Source organism: Paraliobacillus ryukyuensis (assembly GCF_003315295.1).
Classification (GTDB): Bacteria; Bacillota; Bacilli; order Bacillales; family Amphibacillaceae; genus Paraliobacillus; species Paraliobacillus ryukyuensis.
Map to the genome: position 1 here is coordinate 154,780 of NZ_QNRI01000003.1, position 15,490 is coordinate 170,269.

Here is a 15,490-nt window from a genome sequence, read left to right on the forward strand (position 1 = left end):
TTTGAAAAATTTTAAAGCATTTTTTGTATTGACTTATTATATAATTGGTTGTAATAATATAAATAATGAAACGGTTATCTCTCTTTATAATTTGAGGGCAATGCTTTGGTTTCTACCAACAACCCCGACTTCCTAAAATGAAGTCGGGGTTTGTTTTTTAGAAAGGAGGCTCTGATTAAAATTTCAAATTCAATTAGAAAGGATGAGGGTAGATAGTGAATTTTTTGTTGAAATTAACGAAAACGTTTGCACTAACATTGCTTAGTTTGTTCGTTCTTCATCAATTTAGCTTAGAAATCGAGGCGTCGTCAAAAGTAGACTATTCTCAAGATGTTATCTATCAAATTGTTACAGACAGATTCTATGATGGAGATGAAACAAACAATCCAACAGGTGAGCTTTATAGTCCGGATGGTAATCTCCATAAATATTTAGGTGGCGATTGGCAGGGAATTATCGAAAAGATCGAAAATGGTTATTTAACAGATTTAGGTGTAACCGCTTTATGGATTTCTCAACCAGTTGAAAATGTTTATGCCGTGCACCCTGAGGGTTATACCTCGTATCACGGATATTGGGCAAAAGATTATAAGAAAACCAATCCTTTTTTCGGTGATTTGGAGGATTTTCAACGGTTAGTGACTGTAGCTCATGAAAATGGGATGAAAATTATTATTGATTTTACGCCAAATCATTCTTCACCTGCTCTCGAAACGGACCCTGATTATGTTGAAAACGGGGCTATTTTTGACAATGGTTCGTTAATCGGTAATTATTCGAATGACGAACAAGGCTTATTCCATCATAATGGGGGCACCGATTTTTCCTCAATTGAAGATGGAATTTATCGGAATCTCTATGACTTAGCTGACTATAACTTACAAAATGAAACGATAGATCGATATTTAAAAGAGTCAATCAAGCATTGGTTAGACTTGGGGATAGATGGCATTCGTGTTGATGCAGTCAAGCATATGTCCCAGGGATGGCAGGAAACATTAGTTAATCACATTTACACAAATCAGCCAGTTTTTACATTTGGGGAATGGTTTTTAGGTAAAGGAGAAATCGATCCGAAAAATCATTCATTTGCAAATGAAAGTGGAATGAGTTTGCTAGATTTTCGTTATAGTCAAACACTCCGTTCTGTACTAAAGGATGAAGATGCTACGTGGACTGACTTCCATAAAATGATTACGGATACAGCTGCTAGTTATGCAGAAGTTAATGACCAGGTTACCTTTATCGATAATCATGATATGGGAAGATTTACATCTGACACTACTTCAAAAACAGATACGGAAATGGCATTGGCTGTACTCTTAACCTCTAGAGGCGTTCCAACTATTTATTATGGAACAGAACAATACCTTACAGGCGAAGGGGATCCAGAAAATAGAAAGCCCATGCCAGAATTTAATCGTAATACAAAAGCCTATCAACTAATCAATAAGTTATCCGACTTAAGACAAACCAACCCAGCGCTAGGCTATGGGAATACAACAGAGCGTTGGATTAATCAAGATGTGTATATTTACGAAAGAAAATTTGGAAATCATGTTGTCGTAACTGCTGTTAATAGTGGTGACAAAGCACACAATATCTCAGCTATGGAGACAGCTTTACCAAGTGGAAGCTATAACGATGTGCTAGATGGATTATTAAACGGAAACTCCATTACCGTTAATCAAGATCAACATGTTAATGCCTTTGCATTAAATCCAAATGAGGTAGCTGTCTGGGAATTTAAAGCAGAGAACGAAAAGCCAACCATCGGACATGTTGGTCCAATGGTCGGTCAACCAGGAAATGAGATAACGATAACTGGTGAAGGCTTTGGAAACGAAGACGGAAAAGTATTCTTCGGTGACGAAGCAGCAAAAATTAAAAACTGGACCAACTCAGAAATTGTGGTGACAATTCCTGCTGTCGATGCCGGAAAATATCCGGTTGCTGTTGAGACCTCATCGCAAGTAACAAGTAATAAATACAAAGAATTTGAAGTATTAACCAACAAACTGGTTCCTATTCGTTTTGTGGTCAATAACGCTAATACAGATTATGGTTCCTCTGTTTATCTAGTTGGTAATACACAGGAATTAGGTAATTGGGATGTAGACCATGCTGTTGGCCCATTTTTCAATCAAGTTATGTATCAATATCCTTCTTGGTATTATGACATAGGGGTACCCGCTGGAAAGAATATTGAGTTTAAATTTATTAAAAAAGACAGCCAAGGAAAAGTTACTTGGGAAAGTGGCACAAATAGGAACTATTCAACCCCTACCGATGGAACAGACACCATTCAGTTTAACTGGAACAATTAATATCAAGAAGAGGGCAATGCTTTTTATAACAACCCCATTAAAATAATGGGGTTGTTTACTATAGGAAAAGGAGTGTGGATAATGTCAACAGCTATTTGTCATCGGGCAGTCCTTCCATATGTATATGGTAAGGATGAAGAAACAGTGGAGATTATGCTGGAAACAAAAAAGGATATGATAAAAAAAGTGGAGCTAATCTATGCTGATCCTTATAATTTTAAAGGAGATAATTGGCAATACCAACTAAGCGACATGTATCAAACCGGTTCTACGGCGACTATCGATTATTGGAAAATCGAGATAAAACCACCCTATCGAAGATTACGATATGGCTTTCACTGTACCACAGCGCAAAATGAATCAATTATCGTTACAGAGCGGGGATATTTTGAGGAAATACCTAAAGAAATCGGTAATTTTTATTGTTTTCCATATTTACATGAAAACGATGTTTTTCAAGCCCCATCATGGGTGAAGGATACCGTTTGGTATCAGATTTTCCCCGAACGCTTTGGAAATGGCGACCCTACTATTAATCCAGAAGGAACTTTACCTTGGGCAAGTACGGAGCCTACCTCTTCGAATTTTTTTGGTGGTGACTTTCAAGGGGTAATCAATCACTTAGATTACCTGGTAGAGCTTGGGATCAACGGAATATACTTCACACCAATTTTTAAAGCATATTCCAATCACAAATATGACACCATTGATTATATGGAAATAGATCCTCAATTTGGGGATAAAGACACTTTTCGAGAATTGGTTAGAGCGTGTCATCAACGCGGCATAAAAGTTATGCTTGATGCTGTATTTAATCATAGTGGGTACTATTTTAAGCCATTCCAAGATGTACTGCAAAAGCAAACACAATCATCATATAAAGATTGGTTCCATCTATGGGAATTCCCAGTAGAAACAGAACCATCACCAAATTATGATGCATTTGGATTTGTAGCTACCATGCCAAAGTTGAATACGGCTAATACAGAGGTACGGAACTATTTATTAAATGTAGCAAAATATTGGATTGAGGAATTTGACATTGATGGTTGGCGGTTAGATGTAGCGAATGAAGTAGATCATGCATTTTGGCGTGATTTTAGAAACGTCGTGAAGTCAGTGAAACCTGACGCCTATATTTTAGGTGAAATATGGCACGATTCACTGCCATGGTTACAAGGAGATCAATTTGATGCTGTCATGAATTATCCATTCACCAATAGCGTCATTGAATTCTTTGCCAAACAAGACATAACTGCAAAGGCATTCGCCCACAGCCTTACAAGCGTGTTGCATATGTACCCTACCAATGTCAATGAAGTATCTTTTAACTTACTAGATAGCCATGACACACCAAGAATTTTGACCTTAGCAGGCAATGACAAACGTCGTATGAGACTGTTATACCTATTCCAATTATCATTTATCGGAACACCCTGTCTTTACTACGGAGATGAAATTGGCATGATCGGTGGGGAAGACCCAGGATGTCGCGCATGCATGGTTTGGGATGAAACGTTCCAAGACCGGCAACTATTTATTTTTGTTAAACAATTAATCCATTTGCGAAAAACGATACCAGCTTTCGGAAACAAAGGCAACTTCCGTTTTCTATCAACTGATGATGAAACAAATATCATTGTCTATGAAAAATTCACGGAAGATGAGCAAATAATTTTTATACTAAACAATAATGAAAAAAATAGTAAGATAACTGTTCCTCAGTTAGAGAACAAAGCAGTTAAAGAATTAACTACAAATAAGAAATCTACCTTCGAAAAAGATACCATTATTAGCTTGGAACCATATGACTTTTATTGTTTCAAAATAGTTGAATAAATGGAGGAGGTGACGGTTCCTTTGGGGTCGTCACTCCTTTGTTGTTTACGTTAATAGTTTTTTTCAGCTCTACAATCTATGTGGAGTTTCTAGTATTTTGTTGGATCATGATAAACCCGAGATCTCCTCTTGGGCTTTTATGCTTTATATTCCGTAACATTTATACAATTTTGTTTAATTTTTTCTAGATAGGTTTTTAATGCTTGTTTATCTTCTTGTGTAAAATCCTGTAATATCAAGTCTTCAACCTTTTCCTGAACTGGCCATAACTTAGCTAGCAGTTCTTCTCCATCTTTTGTTATTTCAATTTCTTCATTCTCTTTTTTAACTAGATTTTGTTCATATAGTCGTTTCATAAATGCTTCCAATTCATCTCCAAAATAACCAAATTGCTTTTCAATCTGCTCTTCGTTCATTTGTGATTCTCTTTTTAACACCATCAAAAATATAATTTGGTCTCCAGTAAATTCACTTACTTCTTTCAGCTTAACGTTAATAGCTCTTCTAATGAGTTGGGATGTTACATTTACTTCTCTTCCAAGACTGGATATGATTTTTTCCGCTAACATGGTTAAAACCTCCTTTAAACGTAATTCGTAAATACTTATACCAGTAGCAACTCCTACATTAAGTGATTCAATGCTAGTATACATTGGTATTTGGATGATATGGTCTGCTTCTTGTAAAACCTCCTCAGAAACTCCAGATGTTTCGTTGCCTACCACTAAAGCTACTGGTTTTTTTTCTAAATGGAGTGTAGACTGTAATGATTTCCCACGTGGACTTGTAGCAATTATTTGATAGCCTTTTTCCTTTAGATAGGAAACGGCATCATTAGGCTTTTCATATCTTCTAACATTCACCTTAAAAGCAGCCCCACGTGAAGCATCAATTGTTTTAGGAACATAGGGATCAAACTCTTTATTCGTTGCTACAAAATTATTGATTCCATATGCTTTACCCGTACGAATAATAGTTCCTATATTTCCACGGTCTTTAACATTATCTAATAATAAAACAAAATCATCACTAACATCTTTGTTAGAATATCCATCGGCAATCCCAACGCACGGAATCAAATAATTTGTCTCAGTAATTTTTTTTAGAATCCCATCAGAAACTTGATAAATTGGTACCAAAAAACCTTTATAGTCTTCGGGATTTTCATTTTGAGTAATAAAAATATGATTGATTTTTAATTTAGCTTGCTTAGCCCATAATAATTGCTCTACACCTCGCAATTGTAGTTTGTTTTTTAGCACTCTATTATTGCTACTCGATAGTTCTCTTGCCTCTTGCACTAGAGGATTTTTAAGTTTGTTTATTATTTCAACCATTATCGTTCCCCTCTATCATTATTATTCATTTTCACGAATCAATTTCATAATTTAATGTTCGTGTTTTATAAGTGTGGATGCAATTATGAAATTGATTCTCACCAATTAAATTTAAATTATCATGCTAATTAAGAATTCTAGGGACCCAATTTAAATAAAACGTGATCACTTCAAGCTAATTTATTTAAAGTACCCTGCTCAGATTTTATATGTTTCCATTGATAATCATAGCTTCTTTTAAAAGTATTTTAATAATTTTAAAATATCGGCTTGTGTTGCGTATATACTTAGTCAGTTAATACCTTTAGTATCGTGCTCTCCTAAATATTCCATACAGCTAACAAAAATTCCTTCTTTTTTGCGTATTTATAATATTTAATCTAAATAGCAGGGTGGGACAAAACAAATTCTAAAATGTAACAAACAAATAATTAATGAGAGGTATCATCTACTTTGCATTAATTATTATTATGTAGCCGCTGAAGAGGCTGCTGCTTGAGAAGCCTTGACATAATCAATGGCGATTACTAGTGCAATAATGATTGTCTCCATCTCTTCGTTTAGGACTTGAATCTTGTAGCTATCTCCCCATGTGAACCATTCTTTATTTACTTTCCCCACGACCTCCCCATACTGAAAAACCTCAAAATCCATATCCCACCAATTCCCTTGCACTTCGATCGACGCAGCATCAATCGAATAACGTGCTTTAAAGAAAGAGAATTCCTTATTAATGGTGACTACCTCTTGCCCATGTACCTCCACATAAAACTTAGGCAGGAAGCTGAACACTTTTTTCGTGATAAGCGCGACCTCTGTTCCTGCTGTATTCGATATGGAGAATGTTTTTGGGATCTTCATCAAACTTCCTTCCACATAATAAGCATCATTCCCTTGCTGATCCTTTACCGTGAATTTCTCGTTGAAACTAAGTACCTTTTGCTTTATATACAATTTTTTCAATATTAAAGCCCCTTCTTTTCAATAGGATACTTACTGATCATATCTTGTTTGCTGTTACCTTTCATACGTTTTTTGTGCCTAAAGGGTTTCATTTATCGGCGGGAAGATGATGCCGAACATGTTTCAAAGGTGGCAGCAAGCTAAAACCGCGCGAATAGATGCTCTTATGTATTCAGTTACACTGGATCACCACGATTACCAACCATATTCTCTATCCATACAGGTAGCAGTGGATCAATACATAAAAAGTATAGAAGTATCTGTATTTTCCATTTATAAGCTATTCTTTTGCTTTCTTTTCTATCATCTACGTATAATAAACTGTATAGCATGAAAATTACATAAATAGGAGGCCATTATGAACGATATCATTCAGCAATTACAGCAACACCGTTCTGTTCGAGCATTCTCAGATAAAAAACTAACAGATGAACAGTTAGACAGCATTATGAAGGCGACAATCCAGGCACCGAACTGGATTAACGGCCAGCAAGTTTCTGTTGTCGTCGTAACCGATAGCGAACGTAAGCGGAAACTGGCAACATTATCTGGAAATCAAAAGCATGTCGATGATGCTGCCGCTTTACTTGTTTTCTGCATGGACTACAGCCGTAACAAACAGGCGGCAGCGATGCATAACAAAGAAATCGCAGTAATGGAAGATATTGAAGCAGTTATTGTCGGCTCTACGGATGTTGGCATTGCCCTTGGAACAGCAGTAGCGGCTGCCGAATCAATGGGATTGGGTACTGTGCCAATCGGTGGGGTACGCAGACGACCTGCCGAAGTGACAGAACTACTTGAGCTGCCAGCGCTTGCCTTCCCGATTTCAGGCTTAGCTGTGGGCTATTCGGCAGAACCAGCATCAACGCCACGCCCGCGTATTCCGATGGATGCTTTTTATCATAAAGAAACATATAAGCAAAACCAGCAAGAAGCGGTTGATGAGATGGATAAAAAACAACAGGAAGCTACTGGCGTAGTATCAGAATATCCATGGTCCGAACGAATTGCAGCTTTTTATGCCGATCATTACAAAGAATATCGTCATGTTACAGAAGCTCTAAAGCAGCAAGGATACAACTATAAATAAAAAGGTTTAGACAGAGAGGAAGAAAATGCATGACCCGAACACCATTATCAGTATTAGATTTATCACCCGTACCAGATAACCAAACAGCAAAAGAAGCTTTTGAAAATAGTAAGCAACTCATTCAACATACAGAAAAACTGGGATATAAACGCTATTGGGTGGCCGAGCATCACAATATGCCGACAATTGCCAGCTCCGCAACAGCAGTTCTAATTAGTTTTCTTGCCAGCCACAGCTCTACCATTCGTGTTGGTTCGGGCGGTGTCATGTTGCCAAACCACGCACCACTCATAGTGGCAGAGCAGTTCGGAACATTGGCAACGATGTATGATGACCGCATTGACCTTGGGTTAGGCCGTGCGCCTGGTACAGACTTTATGACAAGTCGCGCCCTACGTCGTGACGCCCACACAGCTGCAGAAAGATTTCCCGATGATGTGCAAGAATTACTGCAGTATCTTGGCGATGAGAATCTGCAAATCAAAGCTCATCCAGGACATGGCACACATGTACCAGTCTACTTGCTTGGTTCAAGCACATTTAGTGCACAGCTTGCTGCTACGCTTGGATTACCATTTGCATTCGCGAGTCACTTTGCGCCGGGCCAACTGCACAACGCATTGCGTCTTTACCGTGAACGGTTCCAACCTTCCGCTTATTTAGATAAACCATATGCGATGTTAACCGTGAACGCGGTTGTGGCAGATACAACCGAAGAGGCTGAATTCCTGTCCTCCACACTGAAACTGAAATTCCTCAGTATCATCCGTGGCCGCTCCGGTGCTTCCACTGCTCCAGTTGAAAACATGGATCACATATGGAACGAACAGGAAAAACAGCAAGTAAGCAATACGCTCTCTTATTCCTTTATTGGCGATAAAGAAAAAGTAGCAAAGGAATTAGAAGCTTTCCATGATCAAACACAGTTTGATGAACTGATTGTTACGTCTGATATTCATGATCAGGAAAAACGAAGAAAAAGTTATACATTGTTGTCTGAGTTATGGCAATAGGTTTTGTCAGTTGAATAAAGCCAGCCCTCCTGATTAATGAGGAAGCTGGCTTTATTTTTTGTCAATTTAATTAGCGTGCTTCTTGTTATTTTACACATAAATTAACTTTATATAATTTAAAGGACGTTTAACCTATGAACCGACGTGTTGCCCAAAATGCGGAACGAAAAAAGAAGGTGTATCCGTGTACAAAATGGGCCTGAAGGGTTGTGTAAGTAGGTGCTTTCTCTATAAAAAAGAAAAACCCTCACTTACTGAAAAAATGGAAATAGCTGATTGCAGGATTTAACACGGCTATTCCATTACAATGGTGCTAGGGGAAACCAGGGCATCGAACACAAAAGAACACCACCCAAAACACCAAATATGAATGTCCATATTGAATCCTTCCACCGGCTATTGGAAGATGCCTGTCTATCCAGTTGTCCGTTTAAGACATAGCATAGGGCAAAGCCTTTACCTTTGATGGGATGGCTATCCTGCCAAAAGGACAAAAAGAAGCAGAAGATCCATTAAATCATGTGATATTTTAAGAAAAAGCTAGATTAACAGTTATATGATCCAAAATTCGGGGGAATCCGCTTTCATCTTTTGAAGGAAGAATATCGTGAATTAACAGATTCGTTCAACCTTTTAGAATACCAGTCCTAGATTCACCTTGTGTTTATCATTTTCTGAACTGGCCTTTTTGATGACAGTTACTTTTTATAACATGCTACCATTTTTATTATAAACCATCCCTAATTATTTCTTTTGTTTTCGTTGTAAATGATTTTGTTTATTAAACGGTGTAATGTATGTACAAGAGTAATCTAAAGCAATAACCTCACTATACTCGTAGACAGTTCCATCTCTAAGTAAACATCTATTTTGAATTTTCATGGCCGGGAGCCCTTTTTTACAAGCCATTAATTGGGATTGTTCTTTATTAATCAATATCGGCGTATAGGAAGTAATATAGTGTGAAATCTTATAACCTTTACATTGTACGTACTCCTGAATTGAATTAGAGATATCTTCTTTTTCTAAGTTGGGAAACAATTTATAAGGTAGTCTGGAATTTTCAATCTGAACAATTTGATAGTTGACAATTCTAATTCTCTGGAACTCCCAAATTTCATCTTCTTTTTCAATTTCGAACATCCGCCGATCTGCTTCCGTTGCCACTTCTTTTTTTAGATAAATCGGCTTAGATAAGATGCGCGAATACGGTGTTGCTGTAATAGAATTATAAATTAGAGGATTTTGACTCATATTTTGTCGGACAAAAATACCTGAACCTTGAATTACATTAATAACACCAATATCCCGAAGTTTAGCGATCACAGCTTGGATAGTATACCTAGATACTTCATAAAATTCCGCTAATTGCCGCTGTGTTGGCAATTTACCGTCAGAGTAATAATCTTGATAAATTTTACTCAATAAATCATTAATAATGAATTCTTTCTTTTTCATTTCCTAACTCTTCTCTCTAATTTAAATTTAACTATGCCGAGGTACTACTACTGAAATTAATCATACATTACCTATAATAATATTCTATTAATAAGTCATAATACCTTTTATTTATCTTACTAGCCCTTGCACGTAAATCGACCTCAGCTCCTAATAATGATGAACCAAGGTCAATTAGTTATTTTAGATTTTTTATCTAACTATTAAACTACCATCGTTTAAAAAGTTCTCTACTTCTTCTAGTCCATATAAATTGATATCACCTTTTATACTATGTTTTAAAACGGCATTACTTGTTGCAAATTCCACTGTATATCTTAAAGAATTACTAGATAAAATCCCATGAAGGATACCAGATGTGAATGCATCCCCCGCACCAACTCTGTCAACAATCGGGTAAATATCAAAGAGCCTTGACGTATATAAACTCCCATCCTTCCATAAGTTCCCTTGCAACTTATGGTGAGAAGCAGAGAATACCGTTCGACTTGTTGCATAGAATAATTCTATGTTTGGATAATTACGATTCATTTCGAAATAATAATCTTTCACACTTTTCTCTACGCCAAAAAACGTAACGGCATCTAGTTGACTTGCAGAACAATAGTCAATTAGCGGTAGAATTTTTTGATATCCGTTCTTAGCCTTATCAATATCCCACAGCTTTGCTCTATAATTCATATCAAAACTAATTTTGACACCCATATCTTTAGCATATAAGATAATTTCAATAATGCTTTCTAACCACTTATCTGATAAGGCAATTGTTATCCCTGAGATGTGTAGCAAAGATACATCTTTAAATAGCGAATGAAGATCCCAATCATTATCACTAGTCGCAAAACTTGAATATTTCCTATCATAGACGACACAAGGTGCTTTCATCGCGCTACCACTTTCTAAATAATACGTACCTAACCGCTCTCCATTGGTTTCAACAAAATCAGTCTTTACCTTATATTTATTTAGGTTTTCAATCACCATATTTCCGATTGGATTCTGTGGAACCACACTTGCCAATGTAGCTTCGTATCCAAATTTAGCCATATTGACAGCAACATTATATTCCGCTCCACCTAAATGAATATCAAGCGCTGTCGATTGTGAAAATCGTTTTCCTTGTTCTGTCGATAAACGAAGCAGGACTTCTCCGATGGTTACAATTTTTTTCATACTTCATTACCTCTTTTTTCAGCAATGTAAACCTGTTGATATTGTTTAGCAAGCTCAGTTATGTTGTCATAATCACCCGTTTCTGCTCCTCTAGTTAAATTCCCCCCCACACTTACTGCTACTGCCCCAGCGTCTATCCATTCCTTGATATTATCTAAACTAACACCACCAGATGGCATAATATTTACATGTGGTAAGGGGCCTTTTACTGATTTGATGAAACTTGGACCAAAAACATTTCCTGGAAACAGTTTAATAATATCCGTCCCATATGTTAATGCTTCCTGAATTTCTCCCACAGACAGGCACCCCGGAATGTAAGGGATCTGATACAAATTACATATTTTCGCTGTTTCTTTATTGAAAGTTGGACTGACAATGTATGCAGCTCCTGCCATAATTGCAGCTCTTGCTGTTATAGGGTCTAAAACTGTTCCCGCACCAACGATTACATTCTGATCTCGATATTCATCTTTCAATTGAATTATTACTTTCTCCGCACCAGGAATCGTAAACGTGATTTCTAATGCCTCGATACCACCTTTCACAATTGCTCTACTTATTTTTAGTGCCTTATCAACCGAGTTTGCCCTTACAACGGCAATAACACCACTTTTTTCTAAGTCATTTAATACTGTTACACGGTTCATATTAAAACATCTCCTGATACGTTTTTTAGTTTGTCAAAATTTCGCCAATTTTCTCTCCTGCACTATATGATTGTTTCGTTGCTGAAGGGAGTGATTTTACTTTTTCCATATTTGTTATGACAACCATAATTGATGTATCCTTTTGATGATTTTCTATTTCTTCTATATCCATCGTAGCGATTTGTGTATTCACAGTAACCGTATCACCTGGTTTTACTAAAATATTGAAAGGTTTCCCATCTAAACTAACTGTATCTATTCCCATATGAATTAGAACTTCTAAACCACTCTTTGTTTCGATTCCAATCGCGTGTTTGGTTGGAAAAACAGTTTTAATTTCACCTGAAACTGGTGAGAAAATTTTATCTTCATTCGGTTTAATTGCATATCCATCACCAAGTGACCTTGAGGCAAATGCATCATCTGCTACTTGATCAATGGCTATATATTCACCTGTGGCTAGTGCTGTTAATTCTTCGTCTCTTGATTCTGACTTTATTTTCACTTCATCCAATTCCTCATTTGATTTAGCAAATAAGGCAGCTACTAAATAAGCTAAGACAACCGCTATCAGAATACCTAAAATAGCAAAAATAAAGTATTCACCAATATAAGCTGGCAAGCTGAAAATGCTTGATAAAATATAACCGTAAATTCGTACACCAAATGCACTAATAAAAGCAGATGCAAGAGCACTACCAATAGTTGCTGCAAGTAATCCACGTTTATATTTCGTTAGAACCCCGAATAATGCTGGTTCCGTAATTCCCAAAAATGCTGAAAAAGATGATGATACAATGACTGATTTTTCATTTGATGATTTTGCTTTGCGGTACATGGCAAGTGTCGCACCGGCAATAGCCATATTCGCCATGAACATCATCGGCATTAACATATCGTATCCTTGCTCCGCAAAATTTTGTAATGCGATTGGCGTCATCGCATGGTGTAAACCAGTTAAAATAGCAACTGGTCTAATCGCTCCTACTACAATTCCTGCCAAGATAGGAGAGACGTCAAATAACCAGGCAATAACATCTGCTAATCCTCGTCCTAAATGAATTCCAATCGGGCCAATAACTATGAATGCAATTAATCCGGCAATAAATAACGAAAAAGTCGGTGTAAAAACTGTCCGAAAAACTTTAGGTAATACTTTATCAACCCACCGCTGCACATAACTTAAAATAAACACAGAAAAGATAATAGGAATAACATTACCAGCATAATTAAAAACTGGGATTGGAATAAAACCAAAAATATGAAATGCACTTATATCCCCAGCTGCCGCAGCATTCGTCATTGTAGGATATTGCATTGCTGCCGCTATCGCAATAGCTAAGTATTGATTGGTTTTAAAGATTTTTGCTGCGGACGCTGCTATGAAAAACGGTAAGAATGTAAACACACCACTTGCTAACATATCCAATACTTGAATGGTCTGGCTTTCACTTGAGACCAAATTTAAAGCTTCAAATCCGGCTATTAAACCTTTGATCATCCCTGCTCCAGCTATAGCAGGAACAATTGGGCCAAAAACACCCGAGACGATATCCATAAACAACGTTATCAGATTCTTCTTCTCTTTTTTGTCCCCATTCGAAGAAAATTCATCATTTATTCCCAGCTCACTAGCTATTACTTCAAAATAAGACTCTACTTCTGTTCCAATAATAATTTGGTATTGATTATTTTGATTTTGTGCTCCCATTACCTCAGGGATACTTTTAATGTCCTTTTCTTTTATAAGAGAATCATCTTTGATTTCAAACCGTAAACGAGTCATGCAATGCCATGCATTATTTATATTTTCTTTACCGCCTAAATACGCAATAATGCTTTTCACTACTTTTTCTTGTTTACTCTCGCTCATTACTACACTCCCTTTTAAAAATATTTGTGTACGCTTTCAAAAAAATAGTTGAGCGCGCTTTCTGAGAAAAATATAACACACAATCACAAAATGAAAAACTATACAAAAAAGACAAAGAAACACTCAAAACCGTTGGCACTAAAGGTTTTTTTCTATCTGCAATTCTAAATTGGACTGGTTTTTATCACTTATAACTGATCATTCCAATCCAAATTGACATGGGGTGGTAGCTAGTGTTTCAATAAAAGAGTAAAAGCTTAGAATAGAGGTGCCTCAATGAGTCCTATGTTAATTACAAATGTCAAATGTTACATTACTCGACCCGATAGACATAATTTAATTGTTGTAAAAGTTGAAACAAATAACGGCATCCATGGATACGGGTGTGCTACCTTCCAGCAACGACCACTTGCAGTTAAAACAATAGTTGACGAATACCTTAAACCTTTACTAATAGGAAGAGATGCAAGGAATATTGAAGATATTTGGCAAATGATGATGGTGAATAGTTATTGGAGGAATGGACCTGTCCTAAATAATGCAGTTTCTGGCATTGATATGGCTCTTTGGGATATTAAAGGAAAGCTAGCAAACATGCCGTTATATCAACTTTTCGGTGGAAAATCACGCGATGCGATCGCTGCCTATACTCATGCAGTTGCAGATAATTTAGATGAGCTTTGCAAGCAAATTGATAGTATTCTAGAAGAGGGATACCAACATATCCGGTGTCAATTAGGCTTTTATGGAGGCTTAGCGGCTAATTTCCATACCACTGAAAACCCTACTCCTGGCTCCTATTTTGACCAAAGCAACTATATACGGACAACAGTCAAAATGTTTAAATCGATTCGTGAAAAATACGGTTTCTCTTTCGAGATTCTCCATGACGTACATGAACGACTTTTCCCGAATCAGGCAATAAATTTTGCGAAAGAGGTTGAACCATATAAACCATATTATATCGAGGATCTTTTACCCCCCGATCAAAATGAGTGGCTAGAACAGTTACGTTACCAATCAGCAACACCGATTGCAACTGGCGAGCTTTTCAATAATCCTATGGAATGGAAAGAGCTAATAGCTAACCGCCGTGTCGATTATATTCGTTGCCATGTATCCCAAATTGGAGGTATTACGCCTGCACTTAAGCTTGCTCATTTTTGTGAGGTAATGGGGATAAGAATGGCCTGGCATACTCCATCCGATATCACACCTATCGGAATGGCTGTCAATACGCACTTAAATATTCACCTTCACAATGCGGCTATCCAAGAAAATATACATGTGAAAGAAAACACGGAATCACTATTTAGCTATGTTCCAAAACCAAAGAATGGATTTCTATATCCAATTGAAAAAGCTGGGATTGGCGTTGATTTTGATGAAGAAAAAGCAGCAGATTATCCAGTAACATATAGACCACACGACTGGACACAGAGTAGAATACCTGATGGGACAATCGTTACTCCATAACAAAAATACCAGATATCCTTTATCTTGAAAAAGGTGTCTGGTATTTTTGCAATAATGTCAGTATATTAGATAAAAAGAATGGGATTTTACACAAAAACTGGATTGCTATACTTGACTAGGCAAATAAAATAAAGTTCAGTAGATTTAAAGTAAACTACCACTTTATATAACTAATCAAACAAAAGGAAATCTCACAAAGCTCCTTTACGTGTAGAGATGGGTGTGAGACCCTTTGCCCGTTGAACCAAATTATTAGCCACTTAGTTCCTTGGCAAGATCATCACACCT

Annotated in this window: 12 protein-coding genes; 6 read left to right on the top strand and 6 right to left on the bottom strand. The window is 36.9% G+C overall.

Annotated elements, in window-relative coordinates; genetic code table 11:
* Window positions 1–215: 215 nt before the first annotated feature.
* Window positions 216–2,327 carry an alpha-amylase family glycosyl hydrolase gene (locus DES48_RS06935; protein ID WP_245911325.1) on the top strand — a complete coding sequence of 704 codons (2,112 nt, stop codon included), beginning with the start codon at window positions 216–218 and terminating at the stop codon, window positions 2,325–2,327.
* 78 nt (window positions 2,328–2,405) lie between these two features.
* Window positions 2,406–4,166: an alpha-glycosidase gene (locus tag DES48_RS06940; protein WP_425451866.1), complete on the top strand. Its 1,761-nt coding sequence runs from the start codon at window positions 2,406–2,408 to the stop codon at window positions 4,164–4,166.
* 137 nt (window positions 4,167–4,303) lie between these two features.
* Here DES48_RS06940 and DES48_RS06945 read toward each other — a convergent pair whose 3' ends face one another.
* Entirely contained in the window at window positions 4,304–5,503 is a 1,200-nt protein-coding gene (locus tag DES48_RS06945) for a TrmH family RNA methyltransferase (RefSeq protein ID WP_113867997.1), read from the bottom strand.
* Between the two features lie 468 nt (window positions 5,504–5,971).
* Window positions 5,972–6,466 (bottom strand): LURP-one-related/scramblase family protein, encoded by a 495-nt coding sequence (locus DES48_RS06950; RefSeq protein WP_113867999.1) that lies wholly within the window; start codon window positions 6,464–6,466, stop codon window positions 5,972–5,974.
* A 358-nt stretch (window positions 6,467–6,824) separates the two neighbouring features.
* Between DES48_RS06950 and DES48_RS06955 the strand changes: the two genes are divergently transcribed.
* From DES48_RS06955 to DES48_RS16580, 3 genes are all read left to right on the top strand, one after another.
* Window positions 6,825–7,559, top strand: a complete 735-nt coding sequence (locus DES48_RS06955) for an NADPH-dependent oxidoreductase (RefSeq protein ID WP_113868001.1) — start codon at window positions 6,825–6,827, stop codon at window positions 7,557–7,559.
* Between the two features lie 29 nt (window positions 7,560–7,588).
* A complete protein-coding gene (locus DES48_RS06960; protein WP_079710214.1) occupies window positions 7,589–8,572 on the top strand; it encodes an LLM class flavin-dependent oxidoreductase in 984 nt (327 codons plus the stop codon).
* Between the two features lie 276 nt (window positions 8,573–8,848).
* Window positions 8,849–9,013, top strand: coding sequence for an integrase core domain-containing protein (locus DES48_RS16580; RefSeq protein ID WP_113868003.1), 165 nt, complete (start codon window positions 8,849–8,851; stop codon window positions 9,011–9,013).
* A 303-nt stretch (window positions 9,014–9,316) separates the two neighbouring features.
* On the opposite strand, the gene DES48_RS06970 is transcribed toward DES48_RS16580, so the two are convergent.
* The 4 genes from DES48_RS06970 to DES48_RS06985 all read right to left on the bottom strand — a co-directional run bounded on the left by DES48_RS06970 (window position 9,317) and on the right by DES48_RS06985 (window position 13,726).
* The gene (locus tag DES48_RS06970; protein WP_113868005.1) at window positions 9,317–10,030 is read right to left on the bottom strand and encodes a GntR family transcriptional regulator; all 714 of its coding nucleotides are present in this window, start codon (window positions 10,028–10,030) and stop codon (window positions 9,317–9,319) included.
* Between the two features lie 192 nt (window positions 10,031–10,222).
* Window positions 10,223–11,203 (bottom strand): sugar kinase, encoded by a 981-nt coding sequence (locus DES48_RS06975; protein ID WP_113868006.1) that lies wholly within the window; start codon window positions 11,201–11,203, stop codon window positions 10,223–10,225.
* A complete protein-coding gene (locus DES48_RS06980) occupies window positions 11,200–11,853 on the bottom strand; it encodes a bifunctional 2-keto-4-hydroxyglutarate aldolase/2-keto-3-deoxy-6-phosphogluconate aldolase (protein WP_113868008.1) in 654 nt (217 codons plus the stop codon). The genes DES48_RS06975 and DES48_RS06980 overlap by 4 nt, the downstream gene beginning before the upstream one ends.
* Window positions 11,854–11,878: 25 nt before the next feature.
* Entirely contained in the window at window positions 11,879–13,726 is a 1,848-nt protein-coding gene (locus DES48_RS06985) for a glucose PTS transporter subunit IIA (RefSeq protein WP_113868010.1), read from the bottom strand.
* 276 nt (window positions 13,727–14,002) lie between these two features.
* Here DES48_RS06985 and DES48_RS06990 point away from each other — a divergent pair, with 276 nt between their 5' ends.
* Complete coding sequence (locus tag DES48_RS06990) at window positions 14,003–15,202, top strand: enolase C-terminal domain-like protein (protein WP_113868012.1); 1,200 nt, start codon at window positions 14,003–14,005, stop codon at window positions 15,200–15,202.
* The last annotated feature ends 288 nt before the right edge of the window (window positions 15,203–15,490 follow it).